The organism is Streptomyces sp. SID5469 (assembly GCF_009862865.1).
Lineage (GTDB): Bacteria > Actinomycetota > Actinomycetes > Streptomycetales > Streptomycetaceae > Streptomyces > Streptomyces avermitilis.
The window spans coordinates 1,912,510-1,931,666 of sequence record NZ_WWIN01000001.1; the positions used below are offsets into that span (position 1 = coordinate 1,912,510).

Consider the following 19,157-nt stretch of genomic DNA (forward strand, 5'->3'; position numbering starts at 1 on the left):
ACCGCATGTAAACGCTGCGCGTCGAGGATGCGCCCACGACCGCAATTCACCCGATTGTGGGATAATACAATATGACCCATGAAAGGTTACTTTCGTGATCAACAGTGGCAATGGGACTGATTACGAGAGCATGCGGTTCGACCGCAGAGGTCAGGCCGAGGCCTTCGACGCCATCGGCGACCGCTACGACGAGGCCTTCCCGCACAAGGAGGGCCAGGTTTCCGTCGGCGAATGGCTGATCGGATCCCTGCCGCCGCGATCCCGCGTGCTGGATCTGGGCTGCGGCACCGGAATGCCGACCGCGCGCCAGCTGACGGACGCCGGCTTCGACGTGGTGGGCGTCGACCTGTCCGGCGGGATGGTGGAACTCGCCCGCGCGTATGTCCCGGGTGCGACGTTCCACCAGTTGGACGTCGCCGACCTGCGACCGGGCGGCTCTCGCGACCTGGGCCGCTTCGACGCCGTCGCGGCCTTCTTCTCCCTGCTGATGCTCCCGCGCCCCGAGATTCCGCTCGCGCTGCTGACGGTCCGCCATCTCCTCGTTCCCGGCGGCCTGTTCGCCCTCGCGATGGTGGAAGCCGATGTGGACGACTTCTCCATCCCGTTCGTCGGACACACCATCCGGGTCTCCGGCTACCTGCGGGAGGACCTGCACACGGTCATCGAGACCGCGGGCTTCGAGATCGTCAAGGAGTTCTCCTACACCTATGCCCCCTCGGTCGCCGACGTCCCTCCCGAGGAACAGGTCTTCCTCTGCTGCAGACGGCGCGGCTGAGAACGCACGAGCCATCACCGCGGACCGCGGCACCCACGGAACGGGACAAACGCGTGACGGAGCACCACACCCCTCATGAAGGCCCGGCCCAGGCCTCCCGGCAGTCCGGCGGCCCGCTGAGCGGGGCCGGGCCTGTCGCACCCGTCACGCCCATGGGCCCGCGGGTCACCCGGACGCCCCAGCCGCCCCCCGCGCACGGCCGCCACGACGGGGGCAGGCCCGGGCAGCCGGGAAAGGGGCCGGTCACCCCGTCCCGTGCCGACACCGGGCGACACGCGCCGGAAGGGGACGCTCCCGAAGCGGAGTACGCCGAGGGAGCGGTGCCGGACAGCACCGGGCCGCAGACCGACCGACTCAGGTATCTCGACGTGGCGACCCGGCAGATCGCCCGCGGGATGGACCTGGACGAGACGCTCCGAGAACTGCACCGGGCAGCCGTTCCCGCGTTCGCGGACGTGATATTCATCCATCTGCACGATCCGCTGCCGGTCGGCGACGAGAAGTCGGCCGCGCCCGTGGCCCTGCAACTGCACAGCATCGACCGGACGCCGGAGCCCGCCCACACCGGCTGGTCTCGTATGCCCGCTCCGACGAGTCTTCCCCTGCCCTCGGATGTGGCCGAGCGCGTCCATCTCACCGCCACCGGCCGGCTCGCGACGCTCCTGCTGGCCGGGCGGCCGGCGTTCGGCGACGCGCCGGGGATCGCGCCCGCGGTGGCCGAGTTGCTCGGGCCCGTGGCGAGCGTGCCCGGGGCTCTGCCGCCGGGCCGCAGACTGGTCATCGCTCCCCTGCACGGCCGCCACCACGTCATGGGCACCGTCGTTCTCCTGCGCCGGCCCGACCGGCCCGCCTTCACCGGTGACGACCTGCTGGTCGCCTCCCAGCTCGCGACCCACACCGCTCTCGGCGTCCAGAAGGCGGTGATGTACGGACACGAGGCGTCGGTGGCGGACACCCTTCAGCACACCATGCTCCCGTCGTCGCTGCCCGAACCCACCGGCGTCCGGCTGGCCAGCCGATACCTGCCCGCCTCGAAGACCGCTCAGGTCGGCGGCGACTGGTACGACGCGATCCCGCTGCCCGGCAGCCGCGTCGCGCTGATCGTCGGCGACGTCATGGGCCACTCCATGACCTCCGCCGCGATCATGGGCCAGCTGCGCACCAGCGTGCAGACCCTCGCCGGGCTGGACCTGCCTCCGGACGAGGTCCTGCACCATCTCGACGAGCAGGCCCAGCGCCTGGGCAGCGACCACATCGCGACCTGCCTCTACGCCATCTACGACCCGATATCGCACCGGCTGCTCATGGCGAGCGCCGGCCACCCGCCCGCGGTGCTCCTGCACCCCGACGGCCGCGGGGAAGTACTCCGCATCCCGCCGGGCGCCCCGATCGGCGTCGGCGGCGTCGCCTTCGAATCCGTGGAGATGCCCGCGCCCACCGGGGCGACCCTTCTGCTGTACACCGACGGCCTGGTCGAGTCCCGCGAGACGGACGTGGGAACGGGCGTCGAGGCGCTGCGTGCCCGTCTCCAGGCCACTGCCGACGGGCGCGCCGCCCCCTCGCTGGAACGGCTGTGCGACCAAGTGCTGGGCACGTTGGGGCCGGGCACCCGGGACGACGACATCGCGCTGCTCGCCGCCCGGTTCGAGGGCTTCCCTCCGGACAGCGTGGGGTACTGGTTCCTGGCCCCCCACCCGCTGACCGCGCGGCAGGCACGCCGGCTGACCCGCAGGACGCTGCGGCGCTGGGGGCTGGAGTCCCTGCTCGATTCGACGGAACTCATGGTCAGCGAGGTCGTGACGAACGCCGTGCGGTTCGCCTCACGGCCCATCGCGCTGCGGCTGCTCCGCACCGACGTGCTCCGCTGCGAGGTGACCGACGACTCCCCTCAGGTGCCCCGGATGCGGCATGCCGAGCCAGGTGACGAGGGCGGCCGCGGCCTGTTTCTGGTCAATCAACTCGCGCGGCGCTGGGGAGCGACGCGGCTGAGCACGGGCAAGGTGGTCTGGTTCGAGCAGCTGATCCCGAAGAAGTAGCCGGCCCGCGCCCTACCGGCCGGTTGCGCAGTCCGCCGTGCTCGGGACAGGAGTGTCCCGGAGTTCGGTGCTCCGGGGCGCGGAGGGCCGCTGGATGACGAGGGCGAGCAGGGCGGCGGCCGCGCAGGCGGCGCCCAGGAGTACCCAGACGAAGTCGTAACTGCCGAACGCGTCGCGGGCGACGCCGCCGAGAAGGGCGGCCAGGGCGGCGCCGACCTGATGGGCCGCGTTGGTCCAGCCGAAGACGATCGCGCTGTCCGCACCGTGGAACTGGCGGCACAGGGCGATGACGGGCGGGACCGTGGCGAGGTCCAGGAGGCCGAAGACGACGACGAAGACCATCATGGGCGGGTTGACGGTCGCGGCCATCAGCAGCGGCAGAGTGACGAGCAGGACGCCGCGGAGGGTGAAGAAGACGGCGAGCAGACGGCGGGCGTCCACGCGGTCGGTCAGCCAGCCCGAGCCGATGGTGCCGGCGACGTTGAAGACACCGATGACGGCCAGCAGCGTGGAGGCGGTGGTCACCGGCATGCCGTGATCGTGGGCGGCCGGGGCGAAGTGGGTCCACATGATGCCGTTGGTGGAGGCGCCGCAGATCGCGAACAGAGCGGCGAGCAGCCAGAACGGACGGGTCCGCGCCGAGTCACGCAGCACGGTGACCGTGCGACGGGCGGCACCGGTCACCGGAGGCGGCTTGGGGACGAAGGCGTCGCTGCCGTAGGGGCGTTGGCCGAGGTCGGCCGGATGGTCCCGCAGCGTGAGCCGGACGAGGGGAGCGGTGGCCAGGGCCACCAGGGCGAGAGTGATGAGGGCGGGGCGCCAGTCGTAGTGGTCGATGGTCCAGGACAGCGCCGGCAGGAAGACCAACTGGCCCAGCACGCTGCCCGAGGAGAGCATTCCGGTCACCAGGCCGCGCCGCTGTACGAACCAGCGGTTGGTGACCGTGGCGCCGAAGGTCATCGCCAGGGAACCGGTGCCCAGACCGACGAGGAAGCCCCAGAAGAGGGTGAACTGCCAGGAGGCGTTCATCACCGTGGTGAGCAGGGCGCCGCCGGCGACGGCACTGAGGGCGGCGACGACCACCCGGCGGATGCCGAAGCGGTCCATCAGGGCCGCCGCGAAGGGGGCGGTGACGCCGTAGAGGACCATGTTCACGGAGGCGGCGAGGCCGATGGAGCCCCTGGACCAGTGGAACTCCCGGTGCAGGGGGCCTTGGAGGATGCCGGGCATCGTGGAAAAGGCACCGGCGACCACGATGGCCAGTCCGGCGACGGCGGCTACCCACCAGGCGCGGTGTCCCTGAGCATTGCGGGGGTGTCCGGTTGTGTCTTCCATACCCGTCACCCTTCGTGAGGCGGGACGCCCGTACCACTGGCCGACTGGACAGGTAGTGAAACAATCCGGCCATGCGTGAGGAGAAGGCACACCGCGTGGTGATCCTGGTGCGCCCCGGGCTGCTTCCGATGGAACTGGGCATCGTGCACCGCCTGTTCGGCACAGCGCGCGGAGCGGACGGCCGGCGCCTGTATGCGGTGGTGACCTGCGCTCCCGTGCCCGGCGAGATCACCACCGACACCGACTTCACGATCAACGTGCCCTGCGGGCCCGAAGCGCTGGAGGGTGCCGACACAGTGATCGTTCCTGCGGCCGTGGAGGACTACACCCCGCAGAAACGGGGGCAGTTGGCCGCCCCGGTGCGTGCCGCTCTGGCCCGGATCCCCGACGGTGCGCGGCTGGCTTCGATCTGCACCGGATCGTTCGTCCTCGCCGCCGCCGGGCTGCTGGCGGGCCGCCGGGCGACGACGCACTGGAAGTCCTGCGAGGAACTGCGCACGCTGTACCCGGAGATCGACGTCGACCCCGACGTGCTGTACACCGACGACCGGGGTGTGCTGACGTCCGCGGGTGTCGCCGCCGGGATCGATCTGTGTCTGCACATGATCCGCAGTGATCACGGCGCGGAAGTGGCGAACACCGTGGCCCGCGACACCGTCGTACCGCCCCATCGCGAGGGCGGACAGGCCCAGTACATCGAACAGCCCATCCGTGAACCCGCGGATGCCTCCACAGCCGCCGCCCGCACCTACGCGCTGCGGCATCTGGAACAGCCGCTCGTCCTGGAGGATCTCGCGCGGGAGGCGTCGATGAGCGTGCGGACCCTGAGCCGCAAGTTCCGCCAGGAGACCGGGATGACGCCCATCCAGTGGCTGGCCCACCAGCGCCTCCAGCACGCCCGTCGGCTCCTGGAGCAGACCGATGAACCGGTGGACCGCGTCGCGGCCCGGGCCGGATTCGGCACCGGCACCGCGATGCGCCAGCGCTTCAGAGAAACGCTCGGCGTGTCACCGCGCGCGTACCGCCATACCTTCCGAGGGACGGCGCGGCGGCATGCGCCCGGCTGATCGTGGCCGTCCGGCGGCCGCGGGTGGCTCACGGGACCGACCTGACGGCTCGGGCTGTCCCACGGGAGGCCGGCGCCACGATCGAACGTGTCGTAACGCGCGGACGTTGCCGGACATGCGGGATCATGGGGATATCCATCGCCCCGGACGCCGAGTTTCCCCAGCAAGTGGCCGGACCGGAAGGAGCGGCATGAGACAGAGCGGATCGGTCACCTTGGGCGCGGCGCTGTGCACAGCCGCGGCACTTGGCCTGGCAGTGCCACCTGTCGCCGTAGCCGTCCCCGATCGCTGTTCCTACGTGTCGTCGACGGCGCGGCCGATGCTCACCCTCGGTGACACCGGTAAGGCGGTCAGGCAGGCGCAGTGCCTGAGCAACGTGTGGGGAGGCCAGCCGCCCAAGCTGGCCCTCGACGGGGTCTTCGACTCCGTCATGCTGAAGAAGATCGAGTGGATCCAGGGCTGCCACGGCCTGCCGCCGAGCGGTGTCATCGAGGGCCGCACTTGGCAGGTGCTTTATGACCCGGCCCTGGACTGTTACCACCCCTATCCGTCCTGAGCTTCCCCTCACCAGCCCGTTGGCTTCTCCCGGAGCCACTCCATATCCACCCCGAACCAACCCTCTGACCGGCGGAGTGCGCGACGACCGGCCGTCGTACCGGCCGGCCGTCGTCCCAGCCGGCCGACGTGCCGCCTCGGCGGCCTACGCGCCGAGATGGACGCTTGGCGAGAGCCACGTCGGACGGGGCCAGGCCGAAGTGCTCCTCGAGCATCAGCTCGGCCTGGGTGAGCGCGCCGTAGACCCATCCCTGCCCCGTCGACCACGCCGATCCGCAGACATACAGGTTGGCGTCGGGGAGCGGGTGGCGCATCCGTGGCACGACCTCCCAGCTCTTCGCCCCCACCTGCCAGAAGTGGCAGGCCGCTCCGTACGGGTCCTGCACCCAGTCCTGGAACAGGCCCACCGCGAGGGGGCCGCCGCGCCGCCGCCGAAGCTCCTTCAGCTTGCGGCTGCGCTCGGCTTCCGGGCCGAGCAGCCGCCAGGCAGCGTACGCCCCGGACACCCCGGTGTGGACGCGCGCTCGGTTCCGCAGGGAGCCGATAGGCGGGGAGCCCGCCAACCGGGCGGGCTCCCCGCGGGTCCGGCACGATGCCAGGCCGATGACGCGCTATGCCTGAACACTGGTGGTCTCAGATGCAGGCGGGAGAGAGCACGGACAACCTCGGCACTCGAGAAGCCGGGAAAGCCACGTCTGGGGGCACAGGCACCCATGGCGCGTCCGCTCAGCCGGGATTCGTCGGCGCCGCTCTCGCCGCCGTGCTCACATTCGCGCTCGCGCAGGGTTTCGCCATGACGCCGTTGCCGACTGCCTGGCGTCCACGACAACCCTGTGGCTGACCGTGTACGGAGCCGGGGCGGCCCTGCTGGTGGGTCTGGGCGCGTGGTTCTTCGACCGCACTCGTCCACGGAGAGAAACGGCCGTGGGCACCCGAAGCGCTTAGCCCCGGGCTTTCGCGCGTCCAGCAGGCTTGAGACCCCGACACGTAGGTGCACCCGAGTGACCAGGGGAGGCGCAGGGCGGCGGAGGGTCGGCGCCGGCGGTTGCCCGCCCGAGCGGAACGAGTCCATCAGCCAAGAAAGCTCAGCCGCACCTGACGGTTGGGATTGTCCTGGTTCGTGTCCACCAGACACACCGACTGCCAGGTCCCCAGTTGCAGCCTGCCGTCGATGACCGGAAGGGTCGCGTGTGGGGCCACGACGGCCGGGAGTACGTGGTCACGGCCGTGGCCGGGGCTGCCGTGGCGGTGCTGCCAGCGGTCGTCAGCGGGGAGCAGGGTGTGCAGGGCGGCGAGGAGGTCGTCGTCGCTGCCGGCGCCCGTTTCGATGATCGCGACACCGGCCGTGGCGTGCGGGACGAAGACGTTCAGGAGGCCGTCGCGGCCGGCCGCCGTGTCGCGGAGGAAGGCCTCGCAGTCGTGGGTCAGGTCGACGACCGTCTCCTGCGAGCCGGAGGCGACGTTCAGGACGCGAGTGGTGAAGGCATCGGACATGCCTCAATCCTCACCCATGCGCCGGGGTTCGCGCGCGAGCGATCGCCCGCGCCTTGATACGAGGGGTCCAGTCCGCGAGACGCCATTGACCGGGCAAGGGCCGTTTGGCTACTTTCAGCCGCATGTTGCGTTCAGCCATGCTCACCACGCGCGGTCACATCGACCTGCTGCGGGTGGCCTCCGCCGCGTGTCGCCGCGGCCGCTGACGCCCTTTCACTCCTCTCTCCCCGCCTGCACTTCGCCCTGCCCGCACGTCTGATGCCCCATCGGACGCGGCGGCGTCCAGGCGCACCCTCTTCAGGCCGCTCTCCTCCCCGTGGAGCACTCATGAGCATCAGCCATGCCCCGCCCGGCTCACCCAGGACCGATATTTCGGCAATATCCAAGGATGAGCAGGCGGTGCCCGCGCTCGAACCCATCGTCCCCGCCTCCACCCGCCGCACCCGCGTCCCGCGCTGGCTGCGCCGCACCTCCGGCCCGGTCCTGCTGCTCCTTCTGTGGCAACTCCTCAGCAGCACGGGCGTGTTGACCTCCGACGTCCTTGCCTCGCCCGGGCGGATCGCCCAGGTCGCCCGTGATCTCGTCGTCGACGGCTCGCTGCCGAACGCGATGGGCGTCTCGCTTCAGCGGGTCGCGGTCGGGCTGCTGTTCGGGGCCGCCATCGGCACCGGGCTCGCGCTGGTCTCCGGCCTGTTCCGGGCCGGCGAGGACCTGGTGGACGCGAGTGTCCAGATGCTGCGGACCGTGCCGTTCGTCGGCCTGATCCCGCTGTTCATCATCTGGTTCGGCATCGGCGAGGCGCCGAAGATCGCGATCATCACGCTCGGCGTGTCCTTCCCGCTCTACCTGAACGTCTACGCCGGTATCCGTGGCGTCGACTCCCAGCTCATCGAGGCCGGAGAGTCCCTCGGCCTGTCCCGCTGGGGGCTCGTGCGGCATGTGGTGCTTCCGGGTGCGCTGCCCGGCGCCATGACCGGGCTGCGTTACTCGCTCGGCATCGCCTGGCTGGCGCTCGTCTTCGCCGAGCAGATCAACGCGGACGCCGGGATCGGCTTCCTCATGGTGCAGGCACGGGACTTCCTGCGGACCGACGTGATCGTGGTCTGCCTGATCGTCTACGCCTTCCTCGGCCTGCTGGCCGATTTCGTCGTCCGCTCCCTCGAAAGGCTGCTGCTGCAATGGCGACCGACGTTCACCGGCCGTTGAGTACACAGAAGGCCGCGACCGCGGCGGCCCAGGCGTCCACGGCTGCCGCCTCCGCCGTACGGGTGGACGGCCTGACCCGCTCCTTCGACGGCCGTGCCGTCATCGACAACCTTGAACTCGACGTCCGCCCGGGCGAGTTCGTCGCTCTCCTCGGTCGCAGTGGCTGCGGCAAGTCCACCCTGCTGCGCATCCTCGCCGGGCTCGACCGCGACATCGAGGGCACGGTGCTGGTGCCGCGCCGCAAGGCCGTCGCGTTCCAGGCCCCCCGGCTGATGCCGTGGAAGAAGGTGTGGCGCAACGTCCTGCTCGGGCTGCCCGGAAAGCCCGAGCGTGCCGTCGCCGAGCAGGCGCTGACCGAGGTCGGCCTCGCCCACCGCTCCCACGCCTGGCCCAAGACCCTCTCCGGCGGCGAGGCCCAGCGCGCCTCGCTGGCACGTGCGCTGGTCCGCGAACCCGATCTGCTGCTGCTCGACGAGCCGTTCGGCGCGCTCGACGCGCTCACTCGCATCAAGGCCCAGCGGCTCGTCGGCGAACTCTGGCAACGCCGGGGCTGCGCCGTCCTGTTGGTCACGCACGACGTCGAGGAGGCGGTACTGCTCGCCGACCGTGTCCTCGTGATGGACGACGGCGTCATCGCGTACGAGACGGAGGTCGAGCTGGACCGCCCGCGCGACATCACCGACCCCCGGTTCGCAGAACTGCGCGCCGAACTGCTGGAGCGGCTCGGTGTCGACACCGCCGCAGAGGCCGCCTGAACCCGCACGCTCCCCGAGCCGCACGCCCCGCGCTCCCCAGAGCCGCACACCCCACCCCTTCAGCCCGCCCCCGGGGCCTCACCCTCACCTGAACCAAGCGAACGGAATCACCATGCGACGACGCCTCGCCCCCGCTCTGCTCCTCCCCTTCCCCCTGCTACTGGCCGCCTGCGGCGGGAATTCGGCGGCCGGCACCTCGACGGGCGGCAGGACGGACGGCAAGGGGTCCCTCACGCTCAACGTCGGGGACCAGAAGGGTGGTTCCGAAGCGGTTCTGCGGGCCGCCGGAGAGCTCAAGAACCTGAACTACAAGATCAAGTGGTCGACGTTCACGTCCGGACCACCGCTTCTGGAGGCCATCAACGCCAAGGCCGTCGACATCGGCGGCGTCGGCAACACCCCGCCCGTCTTCGCGGCCGGCGCCGGCTCGAAGATCTCGGTGGTGGCCGCCTGGCACGGCACGTCCAAGGGCGAGGCCGTCCTCGTACCGAAGAACTCGTCGCTGCGGAAGCCCGAGGAACTCAAGGGCAAGTCCGTCGCCGTGGCGCAGGGTTCGTCCGCGCACTACCAGCTGGTCGCCTCGCTCGAAAAGGCCGGTCTGAAGCTGAGCGACGTGAAGGTCAAGTACCTCCAGCCCGCCGACGCGCTGGCCGCGTTCACCAGCGGCAAGGTGGACGCCTGGGCGGTGTGGGACCCGTACACCTCGCAGGTGCTCCAGGCGAAGCAGGGCCGGGCGCTGGTCGATGGCGACGGTGTGGTCAACGGCCTCAGCTTCCAGGTGGCGGCGCCCTCCGCGCTCGCGGACAAGAAGAAGAGCGCGGCCGTCAAGGACTACCTGGAGCGGCTGCGGCGCGCCCAGGACTGGGTCTATGAGCACCCCGCCGCCTGGGCGAAGGTCTGGGCGAAGGACACCGGGCTGCCGTACGAGGTGGCGCTGGCCTCGGTGAAGCGCACCAACGCCAGCCGTGTCCCCGTCGCCGTCGACAAGCCGCTCATCGCCTCCGAGCAGCAGATCGCGGACACCTTCACCGGTCTGAAGCTCATCCCGAAGAAGGTCGACTTCGCCGACTTCGTGGACACGCGCTTCAACGGCGGCCTGCCCGCTTCCACCAGCACGCCCCGCGTCTACAAGGACTCCTGATGACCGTCCATCTCCACTGGTTCCTGCCGACCGGCGGCGACGGCCGCACCCTCGTGGACCGGCACGCCTACGCCTCCAACAGTGCCGACCTCGCACGGCCGGTCAAGGGCGTACGCCCGCCCGACATCGAGTATCTCGCGCAGATCGCCAAGGCCGCCGAGCAGTTGGGCTTCGAGGCGGTACTGACGCCGACCGGCACCTGGTGCGAGGACGCCTGGCTGACGACGGTGGCGCTCGCCCAGCACACCGAGCGGCTGAAGTTCCTGGTCGCGTTCCGGCCGGGCGTCATCTCGCCGACGCTCGCCGCGCAGATGGCGGCGACCTACCAGCGGATCACCCGGGGCCGGCTGCTGCTCAATGTCGTCACCGGTGGCGACTCCACCGAGCAGCGGCGCTTCGGCGACCATCTCGACCACGACCGGCGGTACGCGCGTACGGACGAGTTCCTCTCGGTCGTCCGCGGGGTGTGGAGCGGACGTCCGTACGACTTCGACGGGGCGCACTACCAGGTCGAGGGCGGGCTGACCGCGGTACCGCCCGACCCGCTGCCGGAGATCTTCTTCGGTGGCTCGTCGGCCGCCGCGGGTCCGGTCGCGGCCCGGCACGCGGATGTGTATCTGACCTGGGGCGAACCTCCCGAGCAGGTCAAGGAGAAGATCGACCGGATCCGTTCGCTGGCCGAGCGCGAGGGGCGGACGGTGCGCTTCGGCATCCGGCTGCACACCATCTCGCGCGACGCGTCCGCCGAGGCCTGGTCGACCGCGCACCGGCTCCTCGACGACCTCGACGCGGACACGATCGCCGCCGCGCAGACGGCGCTCGGGCGCAGCGAGTCGGTGGGTCAGCAGCGCATGCTGGCCCTGCACGGCGGCTCGCGCGACCGGCTGGAAATCTCGCCGAACCTGTGGGCGGGCGTGGGTCTCGTGCGCGGTGGTGCGGGCACCGCTCTCGTGGGCAGTCATGCCGAGGTCGCCGACCGGATCGAGGAATATCACGCGCTGGGCATCGAGCACTTCGTGCTCTCCGGCTATCCGCATCTGGAGGAGGCGTACTGGTTCGGGGAGGGCGTGATCCCCGACCTGGCGGCTCGTGGGCTGCTGCCCCCTGTGACGGCAGGGGGTGGCTCGCCGCTGCTGGTCGCGGGTGGCCGCTGACGATCGGGAAGATCCCGGACCCCGACCGAGTTGGTAGAAGCGTGAACAACATCGGGGTACCGGCGCGCGAAGTCGACGTGGTCGTCACAGGCGCTGGGCAGGCAGGTCTGTCCAGCGCCTTTCACCTGCGGCGCACGGGTTTCGAACCGGAACGGGACTTCGTGGTCCTGGACCACGCCCCGCGTCCGGGCGGCGCCTGGCAGTTCCGGTGGCCGTCGCTGACGTACCGCAAGGTGCACGGGATGCATGCGCTGCCCGGCATGGAGCTGACGGACGCCGATCCTTCGCGGCCGTCCTCCGAGGTCATCGCCGAGTACTTCGACACCTACGAGCGCACCTTCGACCTGCGGGTGCGCCGGCCGGTCGACGTCACGGCCGTGCGCGAGGGTGAGGGCGGGCGCCTGCTCGTCCAGACCTCCGACGGCACGTGGGCGACCCGGGCGCTCATCAACGCCACCGGCACCTGGGACCGGCCGTTCTGGCCGCGCTATCCGGGCCAGGAGTCGTTCCGGGGGAGGCAGTTGCACACGGCCCAGTACCCCGGCCCCGAGGAGTTCGCCGGGCAGCGGGTGGTCGTCGTGGGCGGCGGCGCGTCCGGCACCCAGCACCTGATGGAGATCGCTCCCTACGCGGCCTCGACCACCTGGGTGACCAGGCGTCCGCCGGTCTTTCGCGAGGGTCCGTTCAGCGAGGACGTGGGGCGGGCGGCCGTGGCGATGGTGGAGGAGCGGGTCCGGCGGGGGCTGCCGCCGCGGAGCGTCGTCTCGGTCACCGGGCTGCCGCTGAACGACGCCGTCCGACGCGCGATCGCGGACGGCGTCCTGGACCGGCTGCCGGTGTTCGACCGGATCACCCCGGACGGCGTGGAGTGGGACGACGGACGGCGCGTGGCCGCCGACGTCATCCTGTGGGCGACCGGCTTCCGCGCCGCGATCGACCATCTGGCCCCGCTGCGGCTGCGCGCGCCGGGCGGCGGGATCCGCGTCGAGGGCACCCGTGTGGTCGCCGATCCGCGGATCCACCTGGTCGGATACGGCCCGTCGGCCAGCACGATCGGCGCCAACCGGGCGGGCCGGGCGGCGGTACGGGACATCAGGCGGCTGCTGGCGGGAGAGCCCCTCACCGTGTGACACCCCGCACGGCGTCTCACCGGTGCGACGGCGACGGCGACGGACTCCGGCGGTTCCGGTTGAACTCGGCGACGTTCTTCTGATGCTCCTCGTAGCTCGACGTGAAGCGGGTGTCGCCCGGCTTGACCGTGACGAAGTACAGCCAGTCCCCCGGCGTCGGATTGACCGCGGCGCGCATCGCGTCCTCGCCGGGGTTGGCGATCGGCGTGGGCGGCAACCCCATGCGCTGGTACGAGTTGTAGGGGCTGTCCAGCTTCGTGTCGGCCACCGTGGTGTTCAGCGTGGAGCGGTTCATCGCGTAGTTGATGGTGGAGTCCATCTGGAGCGGCATCCCCCGCTCCAGCCGGTTGAAGACGACCCGGGTGACCTTGCCCATGTCGGCCTTGGTCGCCGCCTCGGACTGGGCGATGCTCGCGATGGTGACGGCCTGATACATGGTCATCGCGTTGCGCTGCGCCCCCGCGGTGATCGGGCTGCCGCGGAACTTCTTGTTCGCGGTGTCGACCATGGCCCGCAGCAGGGACTCAGGCGTCGCCTTCTCAAGGGGGTACGTCGCCGGGAAGAGGTAGCCCTCCGGGTTGCCCTCCGCGTCGCCCGGCAGCTTGAGGTTCGCCTTGGCGAGGGACTTCCTGGTAGTTCCCGCGGGCAGTTCGAGGGCCTTGTCGACGGCCTCGTAGATCTGTCCGGAACGCCAGCCCTCGGGGATCACGAGGGAGGTGGGCCGCGTGGGCCCGTCGCTCTTCAGGATCAGCAGCGGCACCGCCACGGCGGTGGCCGCCACGACGGCTCCGGTCGCGATCAGGGCGCCCCGGCCCCGGCGCGTCAGTCGAATCGTGCTCCGTGGCGGAGTGTTCATCTGCATGCGGGCACGGTAACCCGCTAAACGTCACAAACCCGGCATATCTTCATCTTGTCGGCTCCAGTTGGGCGTCTCGGCGCACCAGGGCCGCGTAACGGCCGTCCCGCTCCAGCAGTTCCTCGTGCGTGCCGCGTTCGACCGCGCGCCCGGCGTCCAGGACCACGATCTGATCGGCGCCCCGGATGGTGGACAGCCGGTGGGCGATGGTGAGCGTCGTGCGGTTGGCCGAGAGTGCGTCGATGGCTTCCTGGACGGCGCGCTCGGTGCGTGTGTCGAGGGCGCTGGTCGCCTCGTCGAGGATGAGGACCGGCGGGTCGCGCAGGATGGTGCGGGCGATGGCCAGGCGCTGCTTCTCGCCGCCGGAGAAGCGATGGCCGCGCTCGCCGACGACCGTGTCGTACCCGTCGGACAGGGAGGCGATGTGGTCGTGGATCTGGGCTGCCCGCGCCGCCGCGTACAACTCCTCGTCGGTGGCGTCCGGCTTGGCGAAGCGCAGGTTCTCGGCGACCGAGGCATGGAAGAGGTACGTCTCCTGGGAGACGACGCCGACCGCGCGCGCGAGCGTGTCGAAGTCCAGGTCGCGCACGTCTACACCGTCGAGCGTGACGCGGCCGCCCGTGACGTCGTACAGCCGCGGCACCAGATGGCTGAGGGTGGACTTGCCGGAGCCGGTGGGGCCGACGACGGCGAGGCTGCCGCCCGCGGGGACGCGGATGTCGATGCCCTGGAGGATCGGGCCGCTCTTGTCGTCGTAGTGGAACTCGACGCCCTCGAAGCGGATCTCACCCTTGACCTGGTCGAGGTGGACGGGCTGGTCCGGCTCGGTGATGTCGATGGGCAGGTCGAGGTACTCGAAGATGCGCTGGAAGAGCGCCAGCGAGGTCTGGATCTGGACGCCGGTGGAGAGCAGGCTCACGGTCGGCCGGAACAAGCCCTGCTGGAGCGAGACGAAGGCGACGAGCGTGCCGATCGACACCGAGGGGCCGCCGAGTTGCAGGGCGATGCCCGCGGTCCAGTAGATGACGGCGGGCATCGCGGCCATGACGATGCTGATGACGGCCATGCGCCAGCGGCCCGCCATGTTCGACTTCACTTCGAGGTCGACGAGGCTCTCGGACTCGTCCGCGAACGACTGGGTGAGGGAGTCGGCGCGGCCCATCGTGCGGCCCAGCAGGATGCCGCTGACGGAGAGCGACTCGGTGACCGTGGCCGCCATCGTGGCCATCTGCTTCTGGCGCTGGGTGGCTATCTTCTTGCGCTCGTTGCCGACGCGGCGGCTGATCCACACGAAGAGCGGCAGCAGGAGCAGCGACACGGCGGTGAGCCGCCAGTCGAGGGCGGCCATCGCGACGATCGTGGCGACGACACTGGTCAGATTGGAGACCAGGGAGGTGGCGGTCGAGGTGACCGTCGCCTGCATGCCGCCGATGTCGTTGGCGATGCGGGACTGGACCTCTCCGGTGCGGGTCCGGGTGAAGAAGGCGAGCGACATGCGCTGGAGCCGGCCGTAGACGGCGGTGCGCAGGTCGTGCATGACGCGCTGGCCGACGGTCGTGGAGATCAGGGTCTGGAGCACGCCGAAGATGCTGGTGACGACCGAGCTGACGATCATGCCCAGCGCGAGCAGGCTCAGCAGACCGGTGCGGCCCTGCGGGATCGCGACGTCCAGGATCTCCCTCAGGAGGAAGGGCGTGGCGACGGAGACGAGCGAGGCGGCGCCGACCAGCAGCCCGACGATCGCGAGCCGGCCGCGGTAGGGCCGGAAGAGCTTCAGAATGCGGCGCACCTGTCGCGGCTGTTCGGTGGCGGCGGGTGACGGGGTCCAGGTGGGTCGGTCGGGATGCATGGGCTCCTACGGAGGCGAGACGAGGACGACTGACGGAGCTTAGCTCATTGTTACCTATGCTCACAATGAACGAGGTCCTGATATTGTTCCCGACATGACCACCCCCGATCCCGACGGCCTGCTCGCCGAGCAGTTGCTGCGGCTCACCCGCCGTGTGCACCGCATCCAGAAGCGCCATCTGGAGCAGCGCGGCCTCGGCATCACACCGGCCCAGTCCCGGCTGCTGCGCACCCTCGCGCACTACAGCTCACCGCCCCGCATGGCGGACCTCGCCCAGCGTCTCGAGGTGGTGCCGCGGGCCGTGACGACGCTCGTCGACGGCCTGGAGGCGAGCGGCAAGGTGCGCCGGGTGCCCGACCCGACCAACCGTCGCGTGATCCGGATCGAGGTCACCGACGAGGGCCGCAAGGCGCTGCACGAACTGCGCGGCGCGCGCCGGTCGGCGGCGGAGGAGATCCTGGCCCCCCTGACCGACGACCAGCGCGAGGTGCTCGGGGGGCTGCTGGACACGTTGGTGGACGGCGCACCGGAAGGGGAGCGGCACTGCTGAGTCGTCCCGGACGAGGCGTGCGGGATGCCGGCCTTGCCGGACGCGGCGCGGGCGGACGCGCGGCGTGACATGACGCGGCGGTGCGGGGTGACGGCGGTACGACATGGCGGCGCGGCCACCGCCCGCACGCGCCGTCGGGCTTGCCGGTGTCGCCTCCTGCCCCTGCCTCCTGCCCCGCCTCCCGGGAGACGCCCGTACCGCGCGCGTGAGTGGCGGCCGTGCGCGGGGCGGTCGCCACGCACGGGGCGTGGAGCAGGCGGACGGGCCACGACTCCCCCTCCGTACCGAAGGAGTGGTAGCCGCGGCCCGCCCGATCCCGTACAGCCGTCAGCCGACCTCGGGTGCGGGCTCCTTGACCGACCGGGCCGGCACCGTCGGCTTCGCGGCTTCGGCTTCCGGAGTCTCGGCGTCGGTCCGCGGAGCGTGGTCGTCGTCGTCCGGTACGAACGCGATCTCGCCGTCCAGCACCTTCTTCGCCCGCGCCGTGTCCAACGCGCCCTCCCAGCGGGACACCGCGAAGACGGCGACACAGTTGCCGAGAAGATTGGTGCTCGGATACGCGTGCGTCACGTCCGTGTAAATCATGGAGCGGCCCCGACGACCGCCTCAGCAGTCGCTGCGGTCACGCGTCAACACCCCCTGCACGGTGACGAGGTTGCGGTCGTAGCAGCCCGCCGAACCGCTCAGCCGGTAGCGCTCGCTCGTCGTGGCGACCGCGTGGCGCTGGTCGCGCGGCACGTTCGCCGTATACGTGGCATCACCCGTGTAGGTGTCGTCGAGCCGGGACCACGCGGTGCGCCGGCCACCACGCGACTCGACGGCCGTCGCCCGGTCGCCGAGCGTCAGGGCGCTCCGCAGCCGGTCGTCGGGGCCGAGCGTGGTGGTGCCGTCCATCGTGTACGTGCGCCGGATACGCGTCGTCCGGTCCGGTCCGCGCCCGTCGGCGGTGACCGACTCGTCGTCGTTCCAGACGGCTTGGAGGCCGTCCATGTTCTCGCCGTCGGTCCAGCGGTGTGCGGAGGTGGTGGCGAGGGTGCGGCTCACGGTGGTCGTCACCCGGCCGTGCGAGGTGTTCACATATCCGGCGACCGTCAGCCGGTGGCCGCCCTCGGTGTCCAGGCGATGTTCCGAACCGGGCGTGTACGTGGTGGAGTTGGCGAGGTCTGCCGCCTTGTGGGCGGTGAGTGCGCCGGTGACCCGTGTGCTCTTCGTGTCCTGCCAGACGAGGACGTTGACCGGTGCGCTCCAGCCGGCCTGCCCCTCGGGAACGCCGACGACGGAGACGTCGACCCGGTGCGGACGGCCGTCGTTGAGCAGCCCGGCGAAAGGTGTGAGGTCGTACTCGATCGGCTTGACGTCGAAGGCGCGCGGTCCCGGAATCACGTACCAGAGGAAGGGGTTCGACCAGCCGCCGGTCCACACGGTCGGGAACGGTGCGGCGATTCCGGCCAGTTGGCCGTCCACCTTGATCTGCACCTCGCGGTAGGGCCCCTTGTCCGCCTTGCAGGAGTACGGCGCCGAGTCCGGCACCGTCAGGTACCAGAACTCCTCGCAGCCGCCCCCCGAGCCGGTGGCGTACACCTCGGCGACGATGCGTTCGCTGTTGCGGGGTGTGGTGAGGGTCGTCCCGTCGGCGAGGGTGAGGACGCGGTCGGGGGTCGCCGCCGGTCCGTTCGTGCGGTCGGCCGCGTAGAAGGTCAGCGTGGCCCTGACGTCGATGACTCCGGTGTACGTGTCGTCGACGACGTTGCCGATGAGCATCTCCACGTCGCGGCTCTGCCGGAACGTGTCGCTGTACCGGGTGACGTCCTTCTCGACGGACCACTCGATGCCGTCGGGCGAAGGCTCGGGGGTGGAGGTGCGGAGGATCTCGACGCCGCCGATGTGCAGGTAGCCGAGGCGGTCGAACTGCCGCCCCCGCACCTTGCCGTCGAGCCGCAGCACGACCCTGCTCCAGCGGTCGCCGCAGCCACGCGGCGGCGCATATGTGCCCCGGTACGGCGTGAAGTCGCGGAACTGTGCCTCGGCGACGGTGACCTGGCAGGATCTGGTGGCGGGTTTCCCGATCGGCGGGGCCGCGGTCAGCGGGTCGTGCCAGTCGGTGCCGAATTCGGCGGGTGGGGCGGGCTCGGCGGACGGCGTGGCCTCGGCGGTGTGCTTGCCTGCCGCTGGTGCGGGACTCGCCCCGAGGAGGGTGCTCGCCACGAGAATTACCCCGACGAGCATGGACATGACTATCCGGCTTCTCATGGCCCGTGTTCTACGGGGGAGTTGACCCCACCCGCAATGAGTACCGCGACGAGCTGGCGGAGAACAGTCGCGGAGCGGGCGGGGACCGGGCGGAGAGCAGGCGGGGACCGGGTGGGGAGCAGGCGGGGACCGGGTGGGGACACCCCAGGACAGTGTCCCGCGTTCCACCGGTGGGACTAGGCCTTGAGGTCCGCCTTGTCCCCCATCACCACCACAGGGTGCTGGTTCGGGTCGAGCGTGCGCAGCAGATACTCCATACCGGACTTGGACAGGCTCACACAGGCCGACGTACCGCCGGCGTGGTCCATGTGCAGCCAGATGCTGCCGCCCTTCGACTGGCCTTCGGGGCGGGTCGGGTCGTTCGGCGCGGTGCCCTTGACCCGGTTGTAGTCGATGGCGATGACGTAGTCGAAGTCGTGCCAGTGCGACCTGGACCAGTAGTGCGGAGCCTGGAAGGACGCCGACTGCGTGTACGGGAGCTCCGCGCCCGGATCGGCGAGGACACCGCCCGCGTCGCTGAGCGTGAACACACCGACGGGGCTGCGCTTGTCACCCTCGTGGTGGTCGGTGGTCCAGCCCTTCTTGCCGTTGTGCCCTTCCCAGCTGCGGGTCTGGTCCCAGGTGGAGCCGTTCTTCGTGTACAGCACGATCGTGGAGTCCGCCGAGTCCTTGCCCTCGCCGTAGACCGCCACGACCTGGCGCGAGTTGGCCGGGATCTTGTTCTGTAGCCGGTCGCCGACGTCCGGGATGCGGAGCAGATCGACGGTGGGCGCCTTGGACTGCCCCGAACCGGAGCCCGCCTTGCCGCCCGATCCGCCGCCGCCCTTCGCCGCGTTCGACCCGTCCGAACCACCGCAGGCCGTCAGGGACATCAGAAGGACACCGCAGGTCGCCGCCACGACCCCCGCGCGTACCGCACCGCTCGCACCGCCAATTCGCATGCGAACCATCGTCGCACCACGTTCCGGGCGATTGCGCACGGCCCCCTGCTTCCCGGCCATATG

16 protein-coding genes and 1 pseudogene are annotated in these 19,157 nt (G+C 70.7%); 10 read left to right on the forward strand and 7 right to left on the reverse strand.

The window, feature by feature from the left end; translation table 11 throughout:
• The first annotated feature begins 94 nt into the window (after nt 1-94).
• Nucleotides 95-775 (forward strand): class I SAM-dependent methyltransferase, encoded by a 681-nt coding sequence (locus GTY58_RS08230; protein ID WP_010982992.1) that lies wholly within the window; start codon nt 95-97, stop codon nt 773-775.
• A gap of 320 nt (nt 776-1,095) precedes the next feature.
• Nucleotides 1,096-2,811, forward strand: a complete 1,716-nt coding sequence (locus tag GTY58_RS08235) for an ATP-binding SpoIIE family protein phosphatase (protein WP_037646192.1) — start codon at nt 1,096-1,098, stop codon at nt 2,809-2,811.
• A 12-nt stretch (nt 2,812-2,823) separates the two neighbouring features.
• Here the strand turns inward: GTY58_RS08235 and GTY58_RS08240 are convergent, their stop codons facing one another.
• On the reverse strand, nt 2,824-4,146 hold the full coding sequence (locus tag GTY58_RS08240; protein WP_042492856.1) for an MFS transporter: 1,323 nt from the start codon (nt 4,144-4,146) through the stop codon (nt 2,824-2,826).
• Between the two features lie 71 nt (nt 4,147-4,217).
• On the opposite strand from GTY58_RS08240, the gene GTY58_RS08245 reads away from it, so the two are divergent.
• Entirely contained in the window at nt 4,218-5,213 is a 996-nt protein-coding gene (locus GTY58_RS08245; RefSeq protein ID WP_037645914.1) for a helix-turn-helix domain-containing protein, read from the forward strand.
• A gap of 190 nt (nt 5,214-5,403) precedes the next feature.
• Nucleotides 5,404-5,769: a peptidoglycan-binding domain-containing protein gene (locus tag GTY58_RS08250; protein WP_037645913.1), complete on the forward strand. Its 366-nt coding sequence runs from the start codon at nt 5,404-5,406 to the stop codon at nt 5,767-5,769.
• A gap of 1,070 nt (nt 5,770-6,839) precedes the next feature.
• Here GTY58_RS08250 and GTY58_RS08255 read toward each other — a convergent pair.
• On the reverse strand, nt 6,840-7,262 hold the full coding sequence (locus tag GTY58_RS08255) for a secondary thiamine-phosphate synthase enzyme YjbQ (protein ID WP_010982996.1): 423 nt from the start codon (nt 7,260-7,262) through the stop codon (nt 6,840-6,842).
• Nucleotides 7,263-7,589: 327 nt separating this feature from the next.
• Here GTY58_RS08255 and GTY58_RS08260 point away from each other — a divergent pair, with 327 nt between their 5' ends.
• The 5 genes from GTY58_RS08260 to GTY58_RS08280 all read left to right on the forward strand — a co-directional run bounded on the left by GTY58_RS08260 (nt 7,590) and on the right by GTY58_RS08280 (nt 12,648).
• Nucleotides 7,590-8,468 (forward strand): ABC transporter permease, encoded by an 879-nt coding sequence (locus GTY58_RS08260; protein ID WP_037645912.1) that lies wholly within the window; start codon nt 7,590-7,592, stop codon nt 8,466-8,468.
• The gene (locus GTY58_RS08265; protein ID WP_010982998.1) at nt 8,441-9,223 is read left to right on the forward strand and encodes an ABC transporter ATP-binding protein; all 783 of its coding nucleotides are present in this window, start codon (nt 8,441-8,443) and stop codon (nt 9,221-9,223) included. Before GTY58_RS08260 ends, GTY58_RS08265 begins: the two co-directional genes overlap by 28 nt.
• A gap of 112 nt (nt 9,224-9,335) precedes the next feature.
• Nucleotides 9,336-10,364: an ABC transporter substrate-binding protein gene (locus GTY58_RS08270; RefSeq protein WP_010982999.1), complete on the forward strand. Its 1,029-nt coding sequence runs from the start codon at nt 9,336-9,338 to the stop codon at nt 10,362-10,364.
• Nucleotides 10,364-11,518, forward strand: a complete 1,155-nt coding sequence (locus tag GTY58_RS08275) for an LLM class flavin-dependent oxidoreductase (protein ID WP_010983000.1) — start codon at nt 10,364-10,366, stop codon at nt 11,516-11,518. The genes GTY58_RS08270 and GTY58_RS08275 overlap by 1 nt, the downstream gene beginning before the upstream one ends.
• Before the next feature lie 41 nt (nt 11,519-11,559).
• Entirely contained in the window at nt 11,560-12,648 is a 1,089-nt protein-coding gene (locus GTY58_RS08280; protein WP_010983001.1) for an NAD(P)-binding domain-containing protein, read from the forward strand.
• A gap of 16 nt (nt 12,649-12,664) precedes the next feature.
• Here the strand turns inward: GTY58_RS08280 and mltG are convergent, their stop codons facing one another.
• On the reverse strand, nt 12,665-13,510 hold the full coding sequence (gene mltG, locus GTY58_RS08285; protein WP_010983002.1) for an endolytic transglycosylase MltG: 846 nt from the start codon (nt 13,508-13,510) through the stop codon (nt 12,665-12,667).
• A gap of 43 nt (nt 13,511-13,553) precedes the next feature.
• Nucleotides 13,554-15,353 (reverse strand): ABC transporter transmembrane domain-containing protein, encoded by a 1,800-nt coding sequence (locus GTY58_RS08290; protein ID WP_010983003.1) that lies wholly within the window; start codon nt 15,351-15,353, stop codon nt 13,554-13,556.
• Between the two features lie 94 nt (nt 15,354-15,447).
• Between GTY58_RS08290 and GTY58_RS08295 the strand changes: the two genes are divergently transcribed.
• On the forward strand, nt 15,448-15,903 hold the full coding sequence (locus tag GTY58_RS08295; RefSeq protein WP_010983004.1) for a MarR family transcriptional regulator: 456 nt from the start codon (nt 15,448-15,450) through the stop codon (nt 15,901-15,903).
• A 327-nt stretch (nt 15,904-16,230) separates the two neighbouring features.
• On the opposite strand, the pseudogene GTY58_RS08300 reads toward GTY58_RS08295, so the two are convergent.
• The 3 genes and pseudogenes from GTY58_RS08300 to GTY58_RS08310 all read right to left on the reverse strand — a co-directional run.
• A pseudogene (locus GTY58_RS08300) lies at nt 16,231-16,452 on the reverse strand (C4-dicarboxylate transporter DctA); the annotation flags it as partial.
• A 57-nt stretch (nt 16,453-16,509) separates the two neighbouring features.
• On the reverse strand, nt 16,510-18,153 hold the full coding sequence (locus GTY58_RS08305) for a peptide-N4-asparagine amidase (RefSeq protein WP_078234680.1): 1,644 nt from the start codon (nt 18,151-18,153) through the stop codon (nt 16,510-16,512).
• 176 nt (nt 18,154-18,329) lie between these two features.
• On the reverse strand, nt 18,330-19,094 hold the full coding sequence (locus GTY58_RS08310) for a lipoprotein (protein ID WP_042492861.1): 765 nt from the start codon (nt 19,092-19,094) through the stop codon (nt 18,330-18,332).
• Nucleotides 19,095-19,157: the final 63 nt, after the last annotated feature.

Coding starts and splice junctions, on each gene's coding strand:
- GTY58_RS08250 (WP_037645913.1), top strand. CDS start 5,404: ATGAGACAGAGCGGATCGGTCACCTTGGGCGCGGCGCTGTGCACAGCC.
- GTY58_RS08260 (WP_037645912.1), top strand. CDS start 7,590: ATGAGCATCAGCCATGCCCCGCCCGGCTCACCCAGGACCGATATTTCG.
- GTY58_RS08310 (WP_042492861.1), bottom strand. CDS start 19,094: ATGCGAATTGGCGGTGCGAGCGGTGCGGTACGCGCGGGGGTCGTGGCG.
- mltG (WP_010983002.1), bottom strand. CDS start 13,510: ATGCAGATGAACACTCCGCCACGGAGCACGATTCGACTGACGCGCCGG.
- GTY58_RS08240 (WP_042492856.1), bottom strand. CDS start 4,146: ATGGAAGACACAACCGGACACCCCCGCAATGCTCAGGGACACCGCGCC.
- GTY58_RS08265 (WP_010982998.1), top strand. CDS start 8,441: ATGGCGACCGACGTTCACCGGCCGTTGAGTACACAGAAGGCCGCGACC.
- GTY58_RS08290 (WP_010983003.1), bottom strand. CDS start 15,353: ATGCATCCCGACCGACCCACCTGGACCCCGTCACCCGCCGCCACCGAA.
- GTY58_RS08245 (WP_037645914.1), top strand. CDS start 4,218: ATGCGTGAGGAGAAGGCACACCGCGTGGTGATCCTGGTGCGCCCCGGG.
- GTY58_RS08270 (WP_010982999.1), top strand. CDS start 9,336: ATGCGACGACGCCTCGCCCCCGCTCTGCTCCTCCCCTTCCCCCTGCTA.
- GTY58_RS08275 (WP_010983000.1), top strand. CDS start 10,364: ATGACCGTCCATCTCCACTGGTTCCTGCCGACCGGCGGCGACGGCCGC.
- GTY58_RS08305 (WP_078234680.1), bottom strand. CDS start 18,153: ATGAGAAGCCGGATAGTCATGTCCATGCTCGTCGGGGTAATTCTCGTG.
- GTY58_RS08295 (WP_010983004.1), top strand. CDS start 15,448: ATGACCACCCCCGATCCCGACGGCCTGCTCGCCGAGCAGTTGCTGCGG.
- GTY58_RS08255 (WP_010982996.1), bottom strand. CDS start 7,262: ATGTCCGATGCCTTCACCACTCGCGTCCTGAACGTCGCCTCCGGCTCG.